Origin of the sequence: Methyloversatilis sp. (assembly GCF_030698125.1) — a bacterium.
Taxonomy (GTDB): Bacteria; Pseudomonadota; Gammaproteobacteria; order Burkholderiales; family Rhodocyclaceae; genus Methyloversatilis.
This window is the reverse complement of record NZ_JAUYNV010000025.1, coordinates 368446-390216: the sequence shown is the minus strand read 5'-3', so window position 1 is coordinate 390216 and position 21771 is coordinate 368446. Positions and strand designations below refer to the sequence as shown.

Below are 21771 nucleotides of genomic sequence, written 5' to 3'. Positions count from 1 at the left end.
GGTCCAAAAGACGAGAGTAGACGCCGTTTCGCGAAGGTCCACAAGGGGCTGCATCAGGTCATTGACGGTAAACGGGATAACATGCGGAACAACCCATTCGGCATGGTTCAGGCGCTATGCGTTTCGAGTGCGGAAGCCCTGGGTCACCAGTGCTTCCGTTGTCTTGTCCTGCTGATAGAACTTAAACGCGGACGTGATGACATTCGCTAGGGTTTCGTCTTCATTCTCTGTGGCTGCGCTCTCAAGACATGCAAGTGCTTCTTTCGGCACGCTTGCCCCCTTGGGCCACGTTATGCTCGATAGGGAGAAGATTGCGCGCTTGCGAAAAACCGGCGCGGGATGCTGGCAAAATCGAATCAATTCCGACAAGTAATGTGAACTGTTCGCTCGCGACCCGGCCGCAACAGTCGCCGGCAACATGTCCGCAAACTGTTCGTGCTCTATCTCAATTATTCTCATCGCCTCCAGCGGGCGAGTCGGGTCCTTTTCACAATGTGCTATATAAGCATTAAATATTATTCCGGCTGCCATGTCTTGGCCAGCGGCTTTGTGAAGATGCAGAACACAGCGCATGACATCTCTGATCGAGGCAATTAGATTCGGCAGCGCCTTCTCGAAAATATGGAGCGTCGTGAAAAACTTAGAGCTGCCTTCACGCGTGTTTTCGAGTCTTGAGAATTCGGAGACTAAGTCGATATGGCCGTCATTATGGAGGGCTGCGATCTCGAGTGGTAGCTCCTCCCGCTTATTCGGTTCCGCCATATAGTTTTCGTAGGCAGCGTTAAGAAAATTCCCGCTCTTGGAAACTGAAACAAATACTTCCTTGCGTCTTTCTTTGTCTGCCATTTTTCCTCGCAATCTGGCCAAATACCGTCACTTCTAAGGGATGGTCAAAGATAATCCTCTGGGATTTTTCTTCTAGAAAGCGAGAGTTCCGAGAAACAAATGGACTCTGAACCTATTTTTCTATCTTCTTTCTCTAAAAATTCGTGCCGATCTCGCGCCGATATGAATGTGCGGGGAAACCTCAGGGCCTGTTCCTAGTTGTTCAATTGTTTCAATTTACTCAATCAGCCCGGCAATGAGCGCTGAGACGGGCCGAGAGCCTTTTGTATTGCAGCATTCAGATTGAGCCCCATTCCTGCAATATTGGGCTTCAACTCGAGCACATCGTTCGCGTGCCTTAATGTGGCCACGAGCATTCCGCCTTTCATGTTGGAAAGTTCGACCTTCTCCGCACCCAGGGAGCTAACGAAGCTGCCGAGTTGATTGGACTTGAGGGCGCTCAGCAAGGAGGTTAGCAGCGCATCTGCTAGCTCAGAGTGCTCCGGTTCGTCCGCACCGCGGAGCAGAAGCGGAAGGACGTAGATCGGCTTCGTTGTCGCTTGTAGTGCGCCTTCTGAAATCACCAAGCACGTAGCTTCGTGAAACATACTTGCCAGTCGCACGAAATTTTCCGACACATGCGTTTTCAAGAACGTGTAAAGCTCCCTCGACAAGTCCTTCGGCCCGCGAACGATCAATGCGTTCACACCAGAGCGCCTGGCGAAGGAATCGAAGAAGGAATCTACAACACCCGAGTGCGCTTCGGCCGCTGAAGCGTCAATGAGATAGGTGTAGTACTCGTACATACCGACGGGCACAGACCTGAGTCGGCTTACATACATCCCCATGAGCACCTCCTCGTTAGTGATGCCGAACGTCTGAGTTAAGTCGCGCCGAAGGCCTCCGCTTGAATGAATCGTTAGGCACTCATCTGATGTGAATACCATCAGTTGCAGCACTACTTAGAACATGATCCAGATATGTATCGATAGATATACACCAAGCGGTAGCATCCAGTTCTAGATGCCATGGTTTCGCGGATTTTGACCCATAGAGATTTACCGCTCCTGACCAATGGGTGTAGGCGCTCAGACTCTTCCGGTTGCGAGTGACCCAGCCTAGCTCCACGTGTGTGGCGTGAATGGTCTTGTTGCACGACTCCCGAACATTTAATTTGAAGCCCCCGGAATGCACTTCTCCGAGAGGGATGTTCTCGACAGCGTACTTGTCCGCCCGCTCAAAGATCGAAGGGCGAATCTGCCCTGCCATTGAGTCTTGAAGAATTCTGACCTTTGCAGCGATCTCGATCATGTAGCCACTTACGATCCGCTTGATCTTGTGCTCGTAGTCGTTCCAAGCGTTATGACCGTACGGGTACGAGCCTTGGCAGATCCCGGCGTTGCGGCAGTACTCTCGGCTAGCAGCTTGTAGCTGCTCAATAACGAATAGCTTCTCGCTAACGCCTGCGAAGTCGTAGCTATGTGTCATTGTTTCCTAACGTGAATAAAGATTGTCCGCGCAATGCCATCCGCCTGCGCAACTATAACGCGTAGATGGTTTTCTAATGCAAGCCCGACGCATGCCCGGGCAGGCGACTGCGCGACCGGGTAGATTTCGCTCCTTCCTGAACCTTTCCCGTATCGCCTCCGCTCTCATGAACACCTCCTCCCCCTCACCCCTCCAGACCGAATGGGCCACGCTGCAGCAGGACCACGAGCGCCATGAGCGTTGCGCGGTCGGGATCAAGATCGCGGCGGTGGCGCTGACCGCGGGCGCCGCACTATTCGGTTTTCCGTTAGAACTGGCGGCGCCGCTGACCGCCATCGTCTGGGTGATCGAGGCGATGCTGCGCACGGTGCAGGGGCGCCTGGGTAAGCGATTGCTGAAGGTGGAAACGCTGATCGCCGACGGGGCGTCGGAGTACGCGGCCTGCCAGCTGCACACCGAGTGGCAGGCGACGCGCCCGGGTGCTGCCGGGTTGTTGATGGAGTACGCGACGAGTGCGCTGAAGCCGACGGTGGCCTTTCCGCATGCGCTGCTGCTTCTGTTGCAGGCCGCGCTTGCGATCGCCGGCTGAAACCGTTTGCTGCATTGCGACAAATCAAGGCGCTGAAACACGGGCCGGCGCACAATCGGGGCGATTCCCGCATTGCAACGGACTGAACCATGACTGCATCGCGTCGCCGCCTCGTGCTGGCGCTGTTCGTGCTCGCCGCCGCAGCGGCCGGCTATTACGGCTGGAAGCAGTACGCCTCACCGCCGGTGAGCGAGGCGTTCGCTTCCGGCAACGGTCGCATCGAGGCGACCGAGGTCGATGTTGCCACCAAGACCAGCGGGCGGCTGGAAAGTGTGGCGGTGCGCGAGGGTGACGACGTGAGCGCCGGCCAGGTCGTCGCGCTGATGGACGTGCGCGCGCTGGAAGCCGAACTGAAGATCAGCGACGCGCAGATCGAACAGGCGAAGGCCAGCCGCGCGGTGGCGGTGGCGGCGGTGGCGCAGCGGCAAAGCGACGCGGCGACGGCCGGCGCCGTCGTGTCGCAGCGGCAGAGCCAGCTGGTGCTGGCCGAGAAGGACATCGAACGCACGCAGCGCCTGGTCGACAAGGGTTTCATTTCGGCGCAGAAGCTGGACGTCGACAGCACCAGCAGGCAGTCGGCGCTGGACGCGCGGAAGGCTGCGTCGTCGCAGTTGCGCGGCGCGCAGTCGTCGATCGACGCGGCGCGCGCGTCGGTGAAGCAGGCCGAAGCGTCGATCGAGGCGGCTGAGGCGCGCAGTGCGCGCATCCGCGTAGATCTGCAGGACGCGCAACTGCTCGCCCCGGCCGAAGGCCGCGTGCTGTATCGGCTGGCCGAACCGGGCGAGGTGCTGGCGGCTGGCGGCAAGGTGCTCACGCTGCTCGACATCACCGACGTCTACATGACCATTTTCCTGCCGACCTCGCAGGCGGGGCGCGTCGCCATCGGCAGCGAGGCGCGCATCGTGCTCGACGTGCGGCCGGACATTTCGATTCCGGCCAGCGTGAGCTTCGTGTCGCCACAGGCGCAGTTCACACCGAAGTCGGTCGAAACGCGCACCGAGCGCGAAAAGCTCATGTTCCGTGTGCGGGTGAAGATTCCGCCCGAACTGCTGAAGGCGCACGCCAAACAGGTGAAGACCGGCCTGCCCGGCGTCGCCTGGGTGCGGCTCGACCCCGAAGCGCCGTGGCCGGCGACGCTGCCGCCGCTGGTCGGCACGCCCAGACCGTCAACGGCGCCATGACCGAGACGGTCGCCCGGCTCGCCGGTGTCGGCCTGCGCTACGGCAACACGGTCGCGCTCGACGACATCACGCTGGACATCCCGGCCGGCTGCATGGCCGGGCTGATCGGGCCGGACGGCGTCGGCAAGTCCAGCCTGCTGGCGCTGGTGGCCGGGGTGCGCGTGATCCAGCAGGGCGGGGTGGAAACGCTGGGCGGCGACATGCGCGACCGCCGCCATCGCAGCGCGGTCTGCCCGCGCATCGCCTACATGCCGCAGGGCCTGGGGCGGAACCTGTACATGACGCTGTCGGTGTTCGAGAACGTCGACTTCTTTGGCCGCCTGTTCGGCCAGGCGACGCGCGAGCGCGAAACGCGCATCGCCGAACTGCTGGACAGCACCGGGCTCGCCGCCTTCCGCGACCGGCCAGCCGGCAAGCTGTCGGGCGGCATGAAGCAGAAGCTCGGCCTGTGCTGCGCGCTGATCCACGACCCCGACCTGCTGATACTGGACGAGCCAACCACCGGCGTCGATCCGCTGTCGCGGCGCCAGTTCTGGCAACTGATCGACCGCATCCGGGCGCGCCGGCCCGACATGAGCGTGCTGGTGTCCAGCGCCTACATGGGCGAGGCGGCCGGTTTCGACTGGCTGGCGGCGATGGACGACGGTCGCGTGCTGGCCACCGGCACGCCGGCCGAACTGCTGGCGCGCACCGGCGCGAAGGATCTCGACGCCGCCTTCATCGAATTGCTGCCGCTGGCCAAACGCCAGGGGCACGAGGCACTGGTGGTGCCGCCGCGCGTTGCGCAGGCGGACGGCCCGGCCATCGTCGCCGAAGGGCTCACCATGCGCTTCGGCGATTTCACCGCGGTGGACCACGTCGATTTCGAGATCGGCCGCGGCGAAATCTTCGGCTTCCTCGGCTCGAACGGCTGCGGCAAGACGACGACGATGAAAATGCTGACCGGCCTGCTGCCGCCGAGCGAGGGCAGGGCGCTGCTGTTCGGTCACGTTGTCGATGGCGGCGACATGGACACCCGCAAGCGCGTCGGCTTCATGACCCAGGCCTTTTCGCTGTACGGCGAACTGAGCGTGCGGCAGAACCTGGTGCTGCACGCCCAGCTCTTTCACCTGCCGGCGGCCGGCATAGCCGCACGCGTAGACGAAATGGTCGGCCGCTTCGGTCTGGCCGAGTATCTGGACACGCAGGCGGCCGGTCTGCCGCTGGGCATACGGCAGCGGCTGTCGCTGGCGGTCGCGGTGATCCACAAGCCGGACATGCTCATCCTTGACGAACCGACCTCGGGCGTGGACCCGGTGGCGCGCGACGGCTTCTGGCGGCTGCTGATCGAGCTGTCGCGCAAGGACGGGGTGACCATTTTCGTGTCCACCCACTTCATGAACGAGGGCGAGCGCTGCGACCGCATTTCGCTGATGCACGCCGGCCGCGTGCTGGCCAGCGACACGCCGGCGGCGCTGATCGCGCGGCGCGGCGCGGCATCTCTGGAAGAGGCCTTCATCGCCTATCTCGAAGAAGCGACCGGCGATGGCGCAGCGCCCGGGCCGGAGGCACCGCCGCCAGCCACCGCCGCGCCGACGCCACCCGCCGCGCGCCCGGCGGCCTTCAGCCGGCGCCGGCTGCTGGCCTACGCGCGGCGCGAGTGGCTGGAAGTGCTGCGCGACCCGGTGCGGCTCACCTTCGCGCTGCTCGGCTCGGTCATCCTGGTGCTCATCCTCGGCTACGGCATTTCGATGGACGTCGAGGACCTTAAATTCGCCGTGCTCGACCGAGACGACACCCCTGAAAGCCGCGCCTACATCGAGAACATGGCCGGCTCGCGCTATTTCATCGAACAGCCGCCGCTGATCAGCGTTGAAGAGCTGGACCGCCGCATGCGCGCCGGCGAACTGAGCGTGGCGCTGGAAATACCGCCGGAGTTCGGGCGCCGGCTGCGCAGCGGTCGCGCGGTCGAGATCGGCGTGTGGGTCGATGGCGCCATGCCCTTCCGCGCCGAAACCACGCTCGGCTACGTGCAGGGCCTGCACGCCGACTTCCTGCAGCAGGCGGCGGTGCGCGAAGGGCTGCCGGCCACCGCGCATCCGGCGAAGCTGGACATGCGCTACCGCTACAACCAGGACTTCCGCAGCGTGTTCGCGATGGTGCCGGCGGTCATCCCGTTGCTGCTCACCTTCATACCGGCCATCCTGATGGCGGTCGGCGTGGTGCGCGAGAAGGAACTGGGTTCGATCACCAACCTGTACGCCACACCGGTCACCCGGCTCGAATTCCTGATCGGCAAACAGCTGCCCTATATCGCCGTCAGCATGGTGAGCTTCTACGGACTGGTGGCGCTGGCGGTGTTCGTGTTCGAGGTACCGCTGAAGGGCAGCCTGCTGTCGCTCAGCCTGGGCGCGCTCATCTTCGTTACCGCCACCACCGGCCTCGGGCTGCTCATGTCGTCTTTCGCCCGCACGCAGATCGCAGCGCTCGCCGCGACCGCGGTCGTCACCATGCTGGCGACGGTCACCTTCTCCGGGCTCACGCATCCGGTGTCTTCGCTCGAAGGCGTGGGGCGCACGATAGGCACCTTCTTCCCGGCGACGTATTTCCTCAACATCAGCCGCGGCCTGTTCACCAAGGCGCTCGAAATGCGCGACCTGTACGCCGACTTCCTGGCGCTGCTCGCCTTCGTGCCGGTGCTCACGTTACTCAGCGTGTGGCTGCTGAAGAAGCAGGAGCGATGATGAGGAAGCGCCTGCTCAACGCCTGGCGGCTCGGGCTCAAGGAACTGATGAGCCTGTGGAACGACAAGGTGCTGCTCATCATGATCGTGTGGGCCTTCTCGGGCGGCATCTACAGCGCCGCCACCGCCACGTCGCAGGAACTGCACAACGCGCCGATCGCCATCGTCGACGAGGACCGCTCGGTGCTGTCCGGGCGCATCGCAGACGCTTTCTACGGCCTGTACTTCCGGCTGCCGGACATGATTACCGAAGCGCGGGGCGACGCCGGTCTGGATGCCGGGCTGTACACCTTCGTCATGGTCATTCCGCCGGACTTCGAGCGCGACGTGCTGGCCGGCGTGCAGCCGTCGATACAGGTGAACATCGATGCGATGCGCGTCAGCCAGGCCTTCATCGGCGCCGGCTACATCCAGAACATCGTGCTGGGCGAAGTGGGCGAGTTCGTGCAGCACCGGCGCAGCGAGGCGGCATCGCCGATCACGCTGGCACCGACCGTCATGTTCAATCCGAACATGACCAGTTCGTGGTTCGGCAGCGTGATGGAAATCATCAACAACGTGACCATGCTGTCGGTCATCCTGACCGGCGCGGCACTGATCCGCGAACGCGAGCACGGCACGCTGGAACACCTGCTGGTGATGCCGCTCGGCGCCTTCGAAATCATGCTGGCCAAGGTGTGGTCGATGGCGCTGGTGGTGTGGATCGCGGTCGGACTGTCGCTGTATTTCGTGGTCGGCCGCGTGCTCGACGTGCCGATCGCCGGTTCGATTCCGCTGTTCATGGCCGGCACGCTGGTACAACTGCTGGCCACCACCTCGCTCGGCATCTTCATCGGCACGCTGTCGCGCAACATGCCTCAGCTCGGCCTGATGATGATTCTGGTGGTGCTGCCGCTGCAACTGCTGTCCGGCGGCATGACGCCGCGCGAAAGCATGCCGGAGGTGGTGCAAAACATCATGCTGTTCGCACCCACCACGCATTTCGTCAGTCTGGCCCAGGCGGTGCTCTACCGCGGCGCCGGTCTGGACGTGGTGTGGCCCAGCCTGCTGGCGATGGCTGGGATTGCACTCGCCTTCTTCGGCGCCTCGCTGCTGATGTTCCGGCGCAGCATCGCGGCGCAGGGCTGAATGTTGGAGCGGCCGCCGCTCCCACAAAAGCGTCGCCGCGCCCTCGCTCCCGGAAGGGCCGCTCAGCGCCGTGACAACGCCTGCTCGATCCGCCCCAGCGCATCGAGAATGACTGCACGGGGCGAGCCGAGGTTGAGCCGCATGAAACCGCTGCCGCCGGTGCCGAAGGTGATGCCGGGGTTCATGCCGACCTGTGCGCCGCCGACGAAGAAGTCGCGCAGTGCGCGGTCGTTCAGCCCCAGTGCGCGACAGTCCAGCCAGATCAGGTAGGTGCCTTCCGGCTGCACGGCGCGGATGCCGGGCAGGCGCTGTGCGGCGAACTGCATGACGGCGTCGCGCGTGCCGGCCAGATAGGTCATCAGCGCATCGAGCCACGGGCCGCCGTCGCGGTAGGCCGCTTCGAATGCGGCGACGCTGAACGGGTTGGACGCGCTGACGTGCAGGCGCCCGAAGACGTTTTCGATTGCGCGCCGCTCGGCGTCGTCCGCGATCAGCGCCGACAGGCCCAGCCCCGGAATGTTGAAGGTCTTGCTCGGCGCCACCGTGGTGACGATACGGTCGCCCGGCTGCGCCAATGTGGCCAGCGCAATGTGCGTGTAGCCCGGATAGATCAGGTCGTGGTGGATTTCGTCGGCCAGCACGACCAGCCCGTGACGGCGCGCCACGCCCAGCATGCCATCGAGCTCCTCGTGCGACCACACGCGGCCGACCGGATTGTGCGGCGAGCACAGCAGCAGTAGTTTCGCGCCGTCGGCGGCGCAGCGCTCGAGGTGATCGAGATCGATGGTCCAGCGGCCGTCGCGCTCGAGCAGCGGGTTTTCGATCACGCGCCGGCCGGTGTCGCGGATGGCCGAGAAGAAGGGCGGGTACACCGGCGGCTGCACGATGACGCCTTCACCCTCGGCGGCGAACGCCTGAACCGCGGCATACAGCGTGGGCACGACGCCCGGGCACATCAGCACCGATTCACGCGCCACCGTCCAGCGGTGGCGCGATGCGAGCCAGCCGGTCAGCGCATCGAACACGCCGTCCGGGTAGAGCGAGTAGCCGAATACCGGGTGCGCCGCGCGCGCCGTCAGCGCATCAAGCACGGCGGGCGGCGCCGCGAAATCCATGTCGGCCACCCAGAGCGGGGTCACGGCCGTCGTACCGAAATAGCTGCCACGCCCGTCGTGCTTGACGCTGGCCGTCCCGTCGCGCGCAATGAGGCGGTCGAAATCGATGCTCATGTCCGTCGTCCCGTTCAGCGCACGCGTTCCCACAGCGTGACCTCGGCCATCGTGTGCTGGTGCTTGCGACGCGTTTCGCGGATGACGAAAGGCACGTCGCGGGGCGCTCCGAGCTGGCGGAAGTGCTCGCCCAGGATGAGCTTCATGCCATCGAGCGTGGTCCAGCTTTCGCCGTCCTTCTTGAAACCGCCCAGCCAGTCTTCGCGTTTCGTGTGCTCTTCGAGCCAGGTGTAGGGCGAGCTGATCATCAGCACGCCGCCGACATTGAGGCGTTCATGTACCGACTTCAGGAAGGCGGCCGGATCGAACAGCCGGTCGATCAGGTTGGCGGCCAGCATGAAGTCATAACCGGTCAGCACGGATTTGAGGTTGCAGGCGTCGCCCTGCATGAAATCGACCCGCCCGCGCACCGTGTCCAGCCCCATGTCGGCCAGGCGGCGGGTCTTGTACGACACCAGTTCGCCTTCGTCCGGCAAGGTGTAGCGCAGCTCGCCCTGTTCGGCCAGATGGACGCCGGCGTTGATGAAGCGGGCCGAGAAATCGACGCCGGTGACGTGTTCGAAGTGACGCGCCAGTTCGAAGGTGGATCGGCCGGTGGCGCAGCCCAGATCGAGCGCGCGGCGGGCCGGGCGATCGCCCATGGCTTCGATGGCGATCTGCGCCAGTGCCTTCGGGAAGTTGGGCACGCCGAAGTACTCGTCGCCGTAATGGAATTCGGCGTACTCGGACAACTGCCGGTCGCTTTCGTAATAGACGTTCGGCGCTGTGGCCGGTGTATCGCTCACCACGTATCGGAACCCCGCATGCTGGAAGAAATGGCGGCGGAAGGCATAGCGCGATGCGCGCGTCGCCTCGTTGCCGCAGGAAATCCACGAGCCACCCTTGATCAGGTTGTGGCGCGCGTCGAAGGTCGGTGTCGAGAAATCATCATACGTCGGGTGCACATCGAAGCCGGCGAACGGGTAGATCGGCGTTTCAGTCCATTGCCACACATTGCCGACCACGTCGAAGAAGTCGCCGTGGGCAAAGCGATCGACCGGACAGGACGACGCCCAGTGATCGAGGTGGATGTTGGCGCTCGCTGCGCCGTTCTCCGGTACCTCGGTCACGCCCGCCGCGTCATGCAGGCGATACCACTCGTCTTCGGTCGGCAGCCGCACCGGTGCGCCGCTGCGCGCGGCCTTCCAGTTACAGAAGGCCTTGGCTTCGTGGTAGTTCGTTTCCACCGGCCAGTTCCATGGCATCGCAATCTCTTCGAGCATCAGCCTGAGGTGCCAGCCGTCAGCCTTGCGCACCCAGAACTCGGGATGCGCGGTCTGGTGGCCGTCGCGCGTGCGCCAGTCGCGCCAGGCGCGACCTTCGTCTTCCCACCAGGCGTCGTTCGCGTAGCCGCCATCGTCGACGAACTCGAGGAATTCGCGATTGCTGACGACGAAACGACTGGCCTGGAAGGCATCGACCGTGACTTCACGCTGCGCGTATTCGTTGTCCCAGCCGTAGATCGGGTCATCGCGTCGCCGGCCCAGTCGCGTGACGCCGGCAGCGACCGGGTGCAGCGCGTTGTCCGGTGCATCGCCGGCGTCGCGGCAGGGTTCCCAGGCCGGGTGAGGGCGCACGTAATCAAGCCGGCTCTGGCGGATCAGTACCGATGAGGTTTCGAGATGGATGCGCTCGTGCTCGATACCCATGATGACGACCCACCACGGATTGTTCCAGTCGATCGGTGTCGCGAGCGGGGCTTCGTGGATGACGCGGTCGACCACGCTGCGAACGGCGTTGCGGTAGTCGCGTACCGCCTGCACGCTCGGCCAGTCGTAATTCGATTCGTTCAGATCGTCCCAGCTCATTTCATCGACGCCGACCGCGAACATCGATTCGAAGCGCGGGTTGATGCGCTCATTGATCAGACCGGCGAGCAGCAGCTTGTTGATGAAGAAGGTCGCGGTATGGCCGAGATAGAAGATGAGCGGATGGCGCAGCGAAATCGGTTTTCTGTAGTACGCCTCGTCACAGGCCAGCACCTCGAACAGCTGTTCGTAGCGGCTGAAGGTGGCGTGAAAGTAATCGCGCAACGTGCTGCGCAGCGCGTCCGGGTCGGTCGCATCGAGGCGGGGCGTGCGCAGGAAAAGCGTATCCGGATGGGCTTGCATGTTCTTGTAATACTCCGGCGGATGCGGGTGTTGGAAGGGCTGCCGGTATTCGGTGATCATGGCGCGATCATCCGCTGACGCCGGCGGCGACCGCGCGTGAGACGCATTGCAGGGCCGACAAGTTCAGATATTGTGCCGCGCTCGCCGGGCCGTGCGTATTTCACGCCTGATCCGGCGCAAACGCGGCGCTGTCGCCACCCAGTTCTCGCGTGAGCCAGTCCACCAGCAACCGGGTGCGGCCGGGCAGCAGGCGGGCATGCGGATAGATGATATTGACTGGCCGCGGTGGTGGCTCGAATTCGCGCAACACGATGCGCAGCGTGCCCTGTTCAACATGCGGCCTGACCTGGTAACACAAGAACAATCCGAACCCGGCACCGGCTGCGCAGGCGGCCACGGCCGGTGCAACGTGGTTGAACTCAAGATTGCCGGCGACCGGCACCGGCACGACGCGGCCGTTGATGTGAAAGCTCCAGCCCAGGCCGGACGCGCCGGTGAAGTGTACGCAGGGTGCACCACGCAATGCATCGGGATGCGACGGCTCGCCGCGCGCTGCGATCAGCGCCGGGCTGGCGACCACGACGCGGCGAATCGTCCCGAGCGGGCGCGCGATCAGGCTTGAATCGTCCAGTGCGCCGATCCGCACACCGACATCGATGCCTTCCTCCAGCAGATTGACCACGCGGTCGTGCAGCAAAACGCGCAGCTTCACGCGCGGATGGTGCAGCGCGAAGCGGGTGACGACCGGCGCGACATGCATCAGGCCGAACTGCACTGGCGCGGTCAGCGTGATCGGCCCGGACGGCTCTGTCGCCCCTTCCTGCAGCGCCTCCTCCGCGTCCTGCACGGCCGACAGTACCTGACGGCAGCTTTCGAGGTAGCTGCGGCCTTCGTCGGTCAGCGCGATGCGGCGCGTCGTGCGGTTCATCAGTCGCACACCCAGATGCGCCTCGAGTGCGGCCAGCGTGCGCACGACGGCCGGCAGCGAACTGTCGAGTGCGCGCGCGGCGGCAGTCAGGCTGCCCTGCTCGGCAATGTTGACGAAGGCGCGCATCGCCCTGAGTGTGTCCATGCCGGATATTGCTTCGATAAGTGGAGCAGTGTTATCCACTTTAGGCCATTTATTGCCTGATACGGATCATGGATAGTGTGTTGCGTCGCCATCCGGCGTCACGTAACCCAAGCGAGGAATCCGCCATGTCCCTGACCGCCATCCACCGTCCTGATGCCCCCATCGTGCTGCACGGCTTCAAGCTGTCCGGCCACAGCCACCGCGCCGAGCTGTTGCTCGGACTGCTGGGTCTGCCGTACGAATTTCGCCAGGTCGACCTGGCGGGCGGCGAACAGAAGACGCCGGCCTTTCTGCAGAAGAACAGTTTCGGCCAGGTGCCGGTGATCGAGGATGGCGCAACGGTGATCGCCGATTCGAATGCCATCCTCGTCTATCTGGCGCAACGTTACGCGCCCGGCCGCTGGCTGCCGCTGGACCCGGCCGGTCAGGCGCGGGTGCAGCGCTGGCTCACGGTCGCGGCCGGTCTGGTTGCATTCGGCCCGGCGGCGGCACGACTGGTGACGCTGTTCCGCGGCCAGTTCGACACGCAGGAGGTGATCGCCCGCGCACACCGCCTGCTCGCCGTGATGGACGGCGAACTGGCCGAGCATGACTGGCTGGCCGGCACGACGCCGACACTGGCGGACGTCGCGGTCTACACCTACGTCGCCCATGCGCCGGAAGGCAATGTGTCGCTCGACGACTACCCGAACGTGCGTGCCTGGCTGGCGCGCGTCGAAGCGCTGCCGGGCTTCGTCGCGATGCCGGTCAGCCAGGTCGGCCTGCGCGCCTGATCGCCATGGACACCCCCCGCGATCCCTTCCACGACGGCGAGCGCGCGCTGCAGGCGCGGGCCGGCATGCAGGCGCGCATGGCCGAGGTCGGCCCGCGCGCCATCCGCGACCACATGCCGGATCAGCATCGCGACTTCTTCGCGCAGCTGCCGTTTCTCGTTGTCGGCAGCGTCGACGCCGACGGACAGCCCTGGGCTTCGGTGCTGTCCGGCCCGCCGGGCTTCGTGCAGTCGCCCGATCCGCACACGCTGCGCGTCGCTGTGCAGGCACCGGCGGGCAGCCCGCTGGCCGCCCACGTGCGCGTCGGCGCGCCGCTCGGTCTGCTCGGCATCCAGCCGCACACGCGGCGGCGCAACAGGATGAATGGATCGGTCATCCGGGCAGGCGAAGCCGGTTTCGATGTCGAGGTGGCGCAGAGCTTCGGCAACTGCCCGAAATACATCCGCACGCGCGAAGCCTTTTTCTTCGGTGACGACGAGCCGCCTGCCATGGCGCAGCCGCTGCCGGCGCTCGACGACGCGGCGCGCGCACTGATCAGGCGCGCCGACACGCTGTTCATTGCGAGCGCGCATGCAGCCGGCGTCGATGTGTCGCACCGCGGCGGCGAACCGGGCTTCATCACGGTCGGCCCGGATGATGTGCTGACCTTGCCCGACTATGTCGGCAACTTCTTCTTCAACACGCTGGGCAATCTGCTGCTCGAGCCGCGCGCCGGTCTGCTGTTCATCGATTTCGACAGCGGAGACCTGCTGCAGGTGAACGGATGCGCGCAGATCGTGGAGGACGAAGAAGCACTGGCCGCCCATCCCGGGGCGCAGCGCCTGCTCAGGATCGCGGTGACCGGTGCACTGCGTGTACCGGGCGGTCTGCCGCTGCTGTGGTCGACCACCGATCCGTAAGGATCGCGGCACCCCGCCGGTCTGTCGCAGCATTACACGCCCAGCGTCATCGCATGCAGAAACCCCCGCACATCCGGATCCCGCCATCGCACATCACCCCGCGCAGCGCGTTCGAGGCACGCCGCGAGGTGCTGCGCGCCGGCGGCGCCTTGCTCGGCGCGTGCGCCGCGCCGGGGGCGCTGTACGCAGCGTCCGGACTGGGCCCGCTGCAGCGCAGCCCGCATTCGATCAGCGATCGGCCGACGCCGCTCGAACACGTCACCGGCTACAACAACTTCTACGAATTCGGGACCAGCAAGCAGGACCCGGCGGTCTATGCGCACAAGCTGCCGGTACGACCGTGGTCGGTGAGCATCGAAGGCCTGGTGCACACGCCGCACACGCTGGACATCGAACGGGTCATGAAGCTCGCGCCGCTGGAAGAGCGCATCTACCGCCTGCGCTGCGTCGAGGGCTGGTCGATGGTCGTGCCCTGGGTCGGCTTTCCGCTGTCGGCGCTGCTCAGGCAGGTCGAGCCACTGGGCAGCGCGAAATACGTCGAATTCGAGTCCTTTCACGATGCCAGACTCATGTCGTCGCCCATCTTCAATCCGCTGGTGTTTCCGTACATCGAGGGCCTGCGGCTGGATGAGGCGATGCATCCGCTGACGCTGCTGGTCGTCGGCCTGTACGGCGACCTGCTGCCGAAGCAGAACGGCGCGCCGCTGAGGCTGGCCGTGCCGTGGAAATACGGCTTCAAAAGTGCCAAGTCCATCGTGCGCATCCGGTTCACCGACGAGCAACCGCTGACGTCATGGAATCGCTCGGCCCCGCACGATTTCGGCTTCTATTCGAACGTGAATCCGCGGGTCAGCCGCGAGCGCTACGACCAGCGCCGCGAGCGCCGTCTGGGCGAACTGGCCAAGCGCGACACGCTGATGTTCAACGGCTACGCCGACGAAGTGTCGGGCCTGTACGCCGGCATGGATCTGGCGCGGGCGTTCTGACCCGGGCCGCGGCGATCCGGTGAGCACGGATCCCCGAACGTCGGAAAAATTGACAGCACGCTGCCGCGGCGTAATCCGGTTCCATTGAATCAATGGTTTGCAGAACTGGTTTGGGTTTTGCTTGTGGCGTCGCAGCGCCCCCCTACACGAAGGACACACCACTCATGAGTTCCACGCTGAAATCCCTGTTGATCGCTGCTTCGCTGATCAGCGCCCCGGCCGCCTTTGCGGCATCGCCGGTCACGCCGGTGTCGGTATCGAACAACGGTCTCGTCGCGATCGACGGTGCCGATCTGTCCATCCTGTTCGATGGCTACATCGCGCCGGAAGGCACGCCGTTCCAGACGGATTCGGTGTCCTGGTTCGATCAGGTCGGCAGCAGCGGTGTCACGCTGGATTTCGACTTCGGTCAGCTCTACACGCTGAGCGACGTGCTCATCGGCGTCGATCACAACGACTTCTATCAGGTTCAGGTGTCGCTCGATGGATCGGTGTGGAACACGCTGTTCACCAACCTCGCGTTCGAAGGCCAGTCGAATTTCGGCAGCGAAATCATTTCCAGCGTGGCGGGCGATCCGGAGTACCAGGCGACCATCGACTTCCCGACGACGGTTGCGCGCTACGCCCGCCTCTACGCCGTCGGCGGCGACAACGCGTTTTCGGTGTCGGAAGTGAGCTTCAGCGGCGTGGCCGTGGTGCCGGAACCGGAAACCTGGGCACTGCTGATCGCCGGTCTCGGCCTGATCGGCGCCATTGCCTACCGTCGCAGCTGAATCGGCGACGCGCACAAAAAAGGCCGGCACATGTGCCGGCCTTTTTCTTTGTGGCGCGCCTGTGTTCAGCTGACGTAATCACCCATCGCTTCGGGCTGCATCAGCACATCGAGCACGCGCACCGTGATCTGCCGCCCGCCCGGCACCTGCCACGGGATGGCCTGGCCGACCGACAGGCCGAGCAGCGCACTGCCGATCGGCGCCAGCACGGACACCGTGCCGGATACGCCGCTGGTTTCCGGATACACCAGCTTGAGTTCGAAGACGGCGCCGTTCGAGTCATCGATGAAGCGCACCGTGGAATTCATCGTCACGACGCCCGGCGGCATGTCGGACGGTGCCACCGTTGTGGCGCGATCCAGTTCATCGCGCAATGCGTCGGCGCCCGGCTGATGCCGGTAGACCTCGCGGTCCAGCAGACGGTAGAGGCGCGCGGTATCGAGGCTGGATACGGTGATGGGGGGCGAATGCTGCATGCGGGTCACCTCATGATGGATGGATGTTCGGATGAACGAACGCAAGGTCTGGCGTTCGATGATGGTTCCCCAAAACAAAAAGGCAGCGCCTTCGTCAGGCACTGCCTCTGGAATCACCAAGTATCTGAAAAGTTTACTGCAAAGGGGGCGGCCGGGCCAGCCCGCCCACCTTTTTCCGGCGCGTACGCGCGGCGGCAGGCATCATGTCGGCCCCATCCGAGCACGCAGGGAGCACACATTGAGCCGCAGTGACAGCGAACCGAACCGGTCGGTCGCCCTATATTGGGATTTCGAGAACCTGCACGCCAGTCTGGTCGAGGACCGTTATGGCGAAGGTCATTACGCCAAGCCGGATTCCCGCTTCAAGGTGCAGGAACCGCTGGTCGACATCGATGCCATCGTCGGCCTCGGCGCATCGTTCGGACCGATCGCGATCAATCGTGCCTATTGCAACTGGCAGTACTTCGGCCGCTACCGCGACGTGCTGCTGCAGAGCGCGGTGGAACTGATCCAGCTGTTTCCGCCGGGTGCGTCAGCCAAGAACGGTGCGGACATCAAGCTGTGTCTGGACGCGACCGAAGACATCAGCCGCTTCGGTCACATCGGGACCGTCATCATCGTCGGCGGCGACAGCGATTTCATGCCGGTCGCGCAGAAGATCAAGGCGGCCGGGCGCACGTTGATCGGCGTCGGGACGCGCAAGGCCACCAATCGTCACTGGGCGAAAAGCTGTCACGAGTTCCGCTATTACGAGAACCTGATCGGCAAGAGCCCGTCCGACGAGGCATCGCCGGCCGAAGCGAGCGCCGTGCAGCCTTCGGATCCGGCGGCCGACATCCTGCGACGCGCCGTGCGTCTGCTGTCCGGTGCCCAGGGCGAACCGTGGGTGAACAAGGCGTCGATCTGGCCGATGATCAAGCGGCTCGACGCCACGTTCGACGTCAAGGACCACGGCTACACCGATTTCAGCGACATGCTGAAATCGCTCGACGCAGTCGTGGAGGTGAAGAAGGGCGAACTGGACCACGTCGTGCGTCTGCGCTGAACCCGCGCTGGCGGACTGCTCAGTAGGGACGACGCATGCGCCGTCGCGGCGGTGGCAGACCGGTGTCGGCACGCAGTCGTCCGTGCTTCTGGGCGTCCAGCCGCAGCAGCTGGCGCGCCACATAGATGCCGGCGGCCAGCGGCATGACGAATTCCGGATAGATGGCCTGCACGTTCTTGCCCAGCTCCATCAGATAGCCGACATAGCCGAATGCCAGCTTGGCCAGCGCGACGACGATCCATACCTGGATGAAGATCACGACCATGACCAGCGGACTGGCCACCAGGCGCTGCGAGTGTCGGCCACCGAATGCGCCGGCGACCAGCGCGATCAGCGCGATCCACCAGGCGCCGAGGAAAAACAGCAGATAACCCTGGAACTCTTCGATCACTGAAAGGCCTCGGCTACTTCGGATGCGGGGGGAAGGCCGGCGGCCGTTCTGCAAGCGCAGGTGGCACCGGTTGGCGCGACAGGATAGCGGATCACGCGCGCTGCTGCGGACGGATCGGGCGCGGCAGCGCCGGATGAACGGAACGCTAGAGGGAAGGTTGTTGCGCCGGCTGTGCCGCAACGAGGTTGCCAGCAGGTCGCGCCAAGTGCGGGCAGTCCGCCCGCGTCACCTGCGGATCAGCGGCGGCGCAGGCCCGCCAGCAGGGCAATGCCCAGGCCTGCCAGCATCAACATCCAGGTTTCGGGCTCCGGTATCGGCGGCGGTGCGATGCCGTAGGTGCCCACCGTGAAGCCGTTCCAGTACTCGTTGGTCAGACTGGTCCAGGTGATCGAACTGACAGCACCGGTGAAACGGATGACGCCATGCGGTTCGCCCGTGCCGTTCAGCTGGAACTGGCCGCCGCCCAGATCGACGCGGGTCAGTGTGCCGTTGCCCCAGTAGCCCGCCCCGAAACCGACCACTTCGAAATCCTGGTCGAACCGGTAGCCGTTGCCGTTCAGGCTGACCACGGCGAAGAACAGGTCCTGTACAGGTAACGAAAACGTCAGTGTTTTGGATGTGGCCCGTGACAGCGCGATGATGTCTGTCGTGCCTGGTGCGTTGTCGACCAGTGCGCTGATGTAGGGCGACGACGGGTTCCAGTAGTTGCCGCCGCCAGCCGTCTGGATGAAAGCGATTTCACCGACGTAATCGACATCGACCGCCGAGTCACCGATGTTCAGGACGCCGGTGGCCGAACCGCTGGCGCCGGCGGTGCCGCTGGTCCAGTCCACCCAGTTGACCGGCGCGGCATTCGAGGGCGCGACGAAGAGTGCCTGCGACAGCAGGCCGAGCACGACGAGCTTACGGCGGACGAACATGGCGGATCTCCTGAAAGTCTGACCTCCTCCCTGTGGGCGGAGCATTTTTCGTTAGTGTAAAGCAAAAAGCATACCCGGCGACTAAGCACATGATTTTGCTTTGCTTGTCTTGCCAGCCCCTACAGGGTTGTAAGGGTGCTCGACAATCGAAACCACAACTTTGGTATTAGGACTGCCGTTCCGATGCGGGGCGTTCCGGGCCGGTCGAAGCCGGTCACGCCACCGGCTGCTCAGGCGCGCCAGCCAGCACGACCTGGTTACGCCCGCGGCGCTTGGCCTCGTAAAGCGCGGCGTCGGCCCGGCGCACCAGCGCGTCCGGCATGTCGTGGTCGCCCGGGACGATGACGGCCACGCCGATGCTGGCGGTCAGCACGGAAAAGGGCGAGCGTTGGTGCGGCAGCGCGCGCAGCGCCGCGCACACCGACTCCGCCGTGGCGAGCGCCTGTGCCCCATCGACGCCCGGACTGATGAAGGCGAATTCCTCGCCGCCATAGCGGGCCACCAGATCGGTCGAGCGTCGCACATGCAGACCGATCAGGTCGGCCACCTGACGCAGGCAATCGTCGCCAGCCTGATGGCCGTAGTGGTCGTTGTAGTCCTTGAACAGGTCGACATCGAGCATGCACAGCGCCAGTGGCTCTCCATTGCGCCGCGCCCGCGCCCATTCCAGCGCCAGCGTGGTGTCGAAGCAGCGCCGGTTGGCCACGCCGGTCAGGCTGTCGGTGGCGCTCAGTTCGGCCAGCCGGCGGTTCGACTCTTCCAGTGCCCGGGTGCGCTCGTTCACCTTGTCTTCCAGCTCGTGCGCAAGCGCGCGCTGTTCGCCCAGCAGGATGACCAGCCCCATGCCGATGATGCTCAGCGTCAGGATGTACTCCTGCGCCCGCAGAATCATTTCGTGCGGCGTCGCGTCGCCGAAAGGGCGGAATCCGGTGGTCTGCGACCACGCGGCGGCCAACGCAATCATTGCCACGGTCAGTGCTGTGAGGCGGCGGCCGCAGCGCGCAGCGATGTAGAGCACCGGCAGCAGCAGCAGGTGCGGCGTCAGTGCCAGCCGGGTATCCGGGTCGGCAGCGTGTTCCTGCAGGAAGATCGAGCCGGCCAGCAGACCGGTGAACACGAAGACCGCCGTATCACGCCAGCCCAGTATCGGCGGGTCGCGTTCGGGTTGCAGCAGTGCGAGCAACAGGGGCGTCCAGATCAACAGGCCCAGTGCGTCGCCGAACCACCACAGCAGCACCAGTGTCGAGTAACCCGCGCTCACGTTGTCACGCGTGAACAGAAGCACTGCGCTGGCCAGCAGCGCACAACCGAGCGCACCGAACAGCGGCCCGGCGAGCAGGAAGCGGCCGAAGTCGCCGATGCGCTCCAGCCCGGGCGAAGCACCCAGCCGGCGCATCAGCAGGTAGGTGACCGTGACCTCGGCCAGATTGCACAGGCTCAGCAGCACTGCCTGCAGCGGCGGGAATACCGGCAGGTTGGCCAGTACATCGGAACCCAGCGCGAGCAGCGCGAGCACGACCGCGCGTTCACCGCGGTAGTGCAGCAGCGCAGCGAGCAGCACCGCGTTCGGCAGCCACATGACCACCTCGTTCTCGGGCGACAGCGCGGTCGAGAACGTCAGCTTGACACTGGCGAAGTGCAGCAGCGGCAACAGCAGGAACACCCGCCAGTCAGGGCGGCTGCGCAGCGCATCCAGAGTGTTCGGCACGTCGGATTCGGGCAATTCACGGTGTACGGGCGCCTCAGCATGCCGGATCAACCGGGTGGAATCGCGCGCTGCGACAAAAAGTAACCGTGAATAGTTGGCGCCGCGCTGTGATCTGGCCGCCGGCATGTAAGAGGGCCAGAGCGCAAGCCGGTGGGCCGATGCGGGAATCGATGTCCGGTTGCATCGCACGAGTGCCGACACGGTGCCGGTGCAGACCTTCTTGCCTGCAATGCAGTCTGCCGATCGACAGGCGTGATTTTTCGCGCGCGTACATGCCCGCTGCGCGGCGCAAGATCCCATATGGAGGACGTCACCGTTTCAGGCGGCCTTGTCCGGCTGGCGCTGCGCCACGCCGCGTGCCGCATCCATGTACGTCGTTTGTGTGTAGTCAAGCGTTGAGCCGTCCAGTCCGGATGATTCGCCTGCTCGGGCGGTCCTTCCGGCCCGTGATCGTCGACTGCCTGGAGACCGATGTGAGCCGAGCCGCAACGCCCACCCTGTCAGCTGCGCTTGCCGCGTCACCCGCCAGAGGTGGCGGCGCGGATGCGCCGCACGGGGCGACACGCGCGTTCGACCTGCTGGCCGACATTGCACGCGAACTGCGGCCGGGGGTCATCTTTCCGATCTGCTTCGATGCGCTGATGCGCGTGCGCCAGACGCTGCGCGCACCGGAGGTCACGCTGCAGCAGCTGGCCGGCGCCGTGCGGGTCGATCCACTGCTGTGCGCACGGGTGCTGCGTCGCGCCAACCGGCTGCGTCCGGCCGTCCCGGTGACCAGCTTGCGTGATGCGATCGCACGGCTGGGCGGCGAGCGCAGCCGGCACATCGCGAGCACGGTGTCCGGCTGCCAGATCGGTTGCGCGCGCCAGCTGACCCACGTCGACGCGCTGTCGCGCCGTCTGTGGCTGCACACGCTGCGCACCGCCGCCGCGGCATACGTGATCGCGTAGCGTCTGACGTCGATCGACCCGGACGAGGCGATGACGGCGGCGCTGCTGCACGACATCGGCGCGTTCTACCTGCTTGATCGGCTGGCCCGTCAGCCTCGTGCCGCTGACGATCACGGTGGAGTGGAGGCACTCATTCTGGAATGGCACGAAACCATCGGTGAAGCATTGCTGCAATCGCTCGGCCTGCCGGCGGTACTGATCGATGCAATGCGCGACCACGAACAGCCACGCAGCGCGCCCGTTTCAATGCGTACCGTCGCCGACATCGTGTTCCTCGCCAACGTACTGGCTGGCGGCGCAACCGAGCTGTACGGTGACCCGGTGTGCCACGTGAGCCAGCGCCCCGAGCCGGTACGCGAGCGTTTCGCCGAGCTGCTGCCGGACATCGAACGCGAATTCGCCGCGCTGCGCGGCGCCGCGGCAGAGGGTGCCGCGGCCGATTGACGGGCGTCTTGATCGTCGGCGC

Annotated in this window: 19 protein-coding genes and 1 pseudogene; 10 read left to right on the top strand and 10 right to left on the bottom strand. The window is 64.8% G+C overall.

The genetic code is table 11. The annotated features are described in order from the left end of the window. Positions 1 to 114: 114 nt before the first annotated feature. The 3 genes from Q8Q80_RS11535 to Q8Q80_RS11525 form a co-directional block, all read right to left on the bottom strand. Positions 115 to 846, bottom strand: coding sequence for a hypothetical protein (locus tag Q8Q80_RS11535; protein WP_305633043.1), 732 nt, complete (start codon positions 844 to 846; stop codon positions 115 to 117). 224 nt (positions 847 to 1070) lie between these two features. Continuing rightward, entirely contained in the window at positions 1071 to 1673 is a 603-nt protein-coding gene (locus Q8Q80_RS11530; protein WP_305633042.1) for a hypothetical protein, read from the bottom strand. A gap of 79 nt (positions 1674 to 1752) precedes the next feature. Then, positions 1753 to 2313, bottom strand: coding sequence for a hypothetical protein (locus Q8Q80_RS11525; protein ID WP_305633041.1), 561 nt, complete (start codon positions 2311 to 2313; stop codon positions 1753 to 1755). 166 nt (positions 2314 to 2479) lie between these two features. Here Q8Q80_RS11525 and Q8Q80_RS11520 point away from each other — a divergent pair, with 166 nt between their 5' ends. The 4 genes from Q8Q80_RS11520 (at position 2480) to Q8Q80_RS11505 (ending at position 7933) form a co-directional block, all read left to right on the top strand. Next, positions 2480 to 2902 (top strand): hypothetical protein, encoded by a 423-nt coding sequence (locus Q8Q80_RS11520; protein WP_305633040.1) that lies wholly within the window; start codon positions 2480 to 2482, stop codon positions 2900 to 2902. Positions 2903 to 2991: 89 nt separating this feature from the next. Beyond that, on the top strand, positions 2992 to 4083 hold the full coding sequence (locus Q8Q80_RS11515; RefSeq protein WP_305633039.1) for an HlyD family secretion protein: 1092 nt from the start codon (positions 2992 to 2994) through the stop codon (positions 4081 to 4083). Further along, positions 4080 to 6806: a ribosome-associated ATPase/putative transporter RbbA gene (gene rbbA, locus Q8Q80_RS11510; protein ID WP_305633038.1), complete on the top strand. Its 2727-nt coding sequence runs from the start codon at positions 4080 to 4082 to the stop codon at positions 6804 to 6806. The genes Q8Q80_RS11515 and rbbA overlap by 4 nt, the downstream gene beginning before the upstream one ends. Next, positions 6806 to 7933: an ABC transporter permease gene (locus Q8Q80_RS11505; protein ID WP_305633037.1), complete on the top strand. Its 1128-nt coding sequence runs from the start codon at positions 6806 to 6808 to the stop codon at positions 7931 to 7933. The genes rbbA and Q8Q80_RS11505 overlap by 1 nt, the downstream gene beginning before the upstream one ends. A 62-nt stretch (positions 7934 to 7995) precedes the next feature. Here Q8Q80_RS11505 and Q8Q80_RS11500 read toward each other — a convergent pair whose 3' ends face one another. From Q8Q80_RS11500 to Q8Q80_RS11490, 3 genes are all read right to left on the bottom strand, one after another. After that, on the bottom strand, positions 7996 to 9162 hold the full coding sequence (locus Q8Q80_RS11500; RefSeq protein WP_305633036.1) for a MalY/PatB family protein: 1167 nt from the start codon (positions 9160 to 9162) through the stop codon (positions 7996 to 7998). Between the two features lie 14 nt (positions 9163 to 9176). Next, positions 9177 to 11312: a 5-histidylcysteine sulfoxide synthase gene (ovoA, locus tag Q8Q80_RS11495; protein WP_305633051.1), complete on the bottom strand. Its 2136-nt coding sequence runs from the start codon at positions 11310 to 11312 to the stop codon at positions 9177 to 9179. Positions 11313 to 11472: 160 nt separating this feature from the next. Further along, positions 11473 to 12384: a LysR substrate-binding domain-containing protein gene (locus Q8Q80_RS11490; RefSeq protein WP_305633035.1), complete on the bottom strand. Its 912-nt coding sequence runs from the start codon at positions 12382 to 12384 to the stop codon at positions 11473 to 11475. A 125-nt stretch (positions 12385 to 12509) separates the two neighbouring features. On the opposite strand from Q8Q80_RS11490, the gene Q8Q80_RS11485 reads away from it, so the two are divergent. The 4 genes from Q8Q80_RS11485 to Q8Q80_RS11470 all read left to right on the top strand — a co-directional run bounded on the left by Q8Q80_RS11485 (position 12510) and on the right by Q8Q80_RS11470 (position 15815). Then, positions 12510 to 13157 carry a glutathione S-transferase family protein gene (locus Q8Q80_RS11485; protein ID WP_305633034.1) on the top strand — a complete coding sequence of 216 codons (648 nt, stop codon included), beginning with the start codon at positions 12510 to 12512 and terminating at the stop codon, positions 13155 to 13157. A gap of 5 nt (positions 13158 to 13162) precedes the next feature. After that, the gene (locus Q8Q80_RS11480; protein ID WP_305633033.1) at positions 13163 to 14056 is read left to right on the top strand and encodes a pyridoxamine 5'-phosphate oxidase family protein; all 894 of its coding nucleotides are present in this window, start codon (positions 13163 to 13165) and stop codon (positions 14054 to 14056) included. A gap of 53 nt (positions 14057 to 14109) precedes the next feature. Then, positions 14110 to 15042: a protein-methionine-sulfoxide reductase catalytic subunit MsrP gene (msrP, locus tag Q8Q80_RS11475; RefSeq protein WP_305633032.1), complete on the top strand. Its 933-nt coding sequence runs from the start codon at positions 14110 to 14112 to the stop codon at positions 15040 to 15042. Positions 15043 to 15206: 164 nt separating this feature from the next. Next, on the top strand, positions 15207 to 15815 hold the full coding sequence (locus tag Q8Q80_RS11470) for a discoidin domain-containing protein (protein WP_305633031.1): 609 nt from the start codon (positions 15207 to 15209) through the stop codon (positions 15813 to 15815). A 65-nt stretch (positions 15816 to 15880) separates the two neighbouring features. On the opposite strand, the gene rnk is transcribed toward Q8Q80_RS11470, so the two are convergent. Beyond that, positions 15881 to 16291: a nucleoside diphosphate kinase regulator gene (gene rnk, locus Q8Q80_RS11465; RefSeq protein WP_305633030.1), complete on the bottom strand. Its 411-nt coding sequence runs from the start codon at positions 16289 to 16291 to the stop codon at positions 15881 to 15883. A gap of 238 nt (positions 16292 to 16529) precedes the next feature. On the opposite strand from rnk, the gene Q8Q80_RS11460 reads away from it, so the two are divergent. Further along, on the top strand, positions 16530 to 17336 hold the full coding sequence (locus Q8Q80_RS11460; RefSeq protein ID WP_305633029.1) for an NYN domain-containing protein: 807 nt from the start codon (positions 16530 to 16532) through the stop codon (positions 17334 to 17336). 19 nt (positions 17337 to 17355) lie between these two features. Here the strand turns inward: Q8Q80_RS11460 and Q8Q80_RS11455 are convergent, their stop codons facing one another. From Q8Q80_RS11455 to Q8Q80_RS11445, 3 genes are all read right to left on the bottom strand, one after another. Beyond that, a complete protein-coding gene (locus Q8Q80_RS11455) occupies positions 17356 to 17727 on the bottom strand; it encodes a hypothetical protein (protein ID WP_305612423.1) in 372 nt (123 codons plus the stop codon). Between the two features lie 236 nt (positions 17728 to 17963). Then, positions 17964 to 18647, bottom strand: a complete 684-nt coding sequence (locus Q8Q80_RS11450) for a PEP-CTERM sorting domain-containing protein (RefSeq protein ID WP_305633028.1) — start codon at positions 18645 to 18647, stop codon at positions 17964 to 17966. A gap of 214 nt (positions 18648 to 18861) precedes the next feature. Beyond that, on the bottom strand, positions 18862 to 20355 hold the full coding sequence (locus tag Q8Q80_RS11445; protein WP_305633027.1) for a diguanylate cyclase: 1494 nt from the start codon (positions 20353 to 20355) through the stop codon (positions 18862 to 18864). Positions 20356 to 20513: 158 nt separating this feature from the next. On the opposite strand from Q8Q80_RS11445, the pseudogene Q8Q80_RS19810 reads away from it, so the two are divergent. Beyond that, a pseudogene (locus Q8Q80_RS19810) lies at positions 20514 to 21749 on the top strand (HDOD domain-containing protein). Positions 21750 to 21771 lie beyond the last annotated feature (22 nt).

Bases quoted from the DNA above. Each gene is read 5' to 3' on its own strand.
- Q8Q80_RS11505 (WP_305633037.1), top strand. From the start codon at position 6,806: ATGAGGAAGCGCCTGCTCAACGCCTGGCGGCTCGGGCTCAAGGAACTG.
- Q8Q80_RS11450 (WP_305633028.1), bottom strand. From the start codon at position 18,647: ATGTTCGTCCGCCGTAAGCTCGTCGTGCTCGGCCTGCTGTCGCAGGCA.
- Q8Q80_RS11490 (WP_305633035.1), bottom strand. From the start codon at position 12,384: ATGGACACACTCAGGGCGATGCGCGCCTTCGTCAACATTGCCGAGCAG.
- Q8Q80_RS11480 (WP_305633033.1), top strand. From the start codon at position 13,163: ATGGACACCCCCCGCGATCCCTTCCACGACGGCGAGCGCGCGCTGCAG.
- Q8Q80_RS11485 (WP_305633034.1), top strand. From the start codon at position 12,510: ATGTCCCTGACCGCCATCCACCGTCCTGATGCCCCCATCGTGCTGCAC.
- Q8Q80_RS11520 (WP_305633040.1), top strand. From the start codon at position 2,480: ATGAACACCTCCTCCCCCTCACCCCTCCAGACCGAATGGGCCACGCTG.
- Q8Q80_RS11530 (WP_305633042.1), bottom strand. From the start codon at position 1,673: ATGGGGATGTATGTAAGCCGACTCAGGTCTGTGCCCGTCGGTATGTAC.
- Q8Q80_RS11535 (WP_305633043.1), bottom strand. From the start codon at position 846: ATGGCAGACAAAGAAAGACGCAAGGAAGTATTTGTTTCAGTTTCCAAG.
- Q8Q80_RS11470 (WP_305633031.1), top strand. From the start codon at position 15,207: ATGAGTTCCACGCTGAAATCCCTGTTGATCGCTGCTTCGCTGATCAGC.
- ovoA (WP_305633051.1), bottom strand. From the start codon at position 11,312: ATGCAAGCCCATCCGGATACGCTTTTCCTGCGCACGCCCCGCCTCGAT.
- rnk (WP_305633030.1), bottom strand. From the start codon at position 16,291: ATGCAGCATTCGCCCCCCATCACCGTATCCAGCCTCGATACCGCGCGC.
- rbbA (WP_305633038.1), top strand. From the start codon at position 4,080: ATGACCGAGACGGTCGCCCGGCTCGCCGGTGTCGGCCTGCGCTACGGC.
- Q8Q80_RS11525 (WP_305633041.1), bottom strand. From the start codon at position 2,313: ATGACACATAGCTACGACTTCGCAGGCGTTAGCGAGAAGCTATTCGTT.
- msrP (WP_305633032.1), top strand. From the start codon at position 14,110: ATGCAGAAACCCCCGCACATCCGGATCCCGCCATCGCACATCACCCCG.
- Q8Q80_RS11515 (WP_305633039.1), top strand. From the start codon at position 2,992: ATGACTGCATCGCGTCGCCGCCTCGTGCTGGCGCTGTTCGTGCTCGCC.
- Q8Q80_RS11500 (WP_305633036.1), bottom strand. From the start codon at position 9,162: ATGAGCATCGATTTCGACCGCCTCATTGCGCGCGACGGGACGGCCAGC.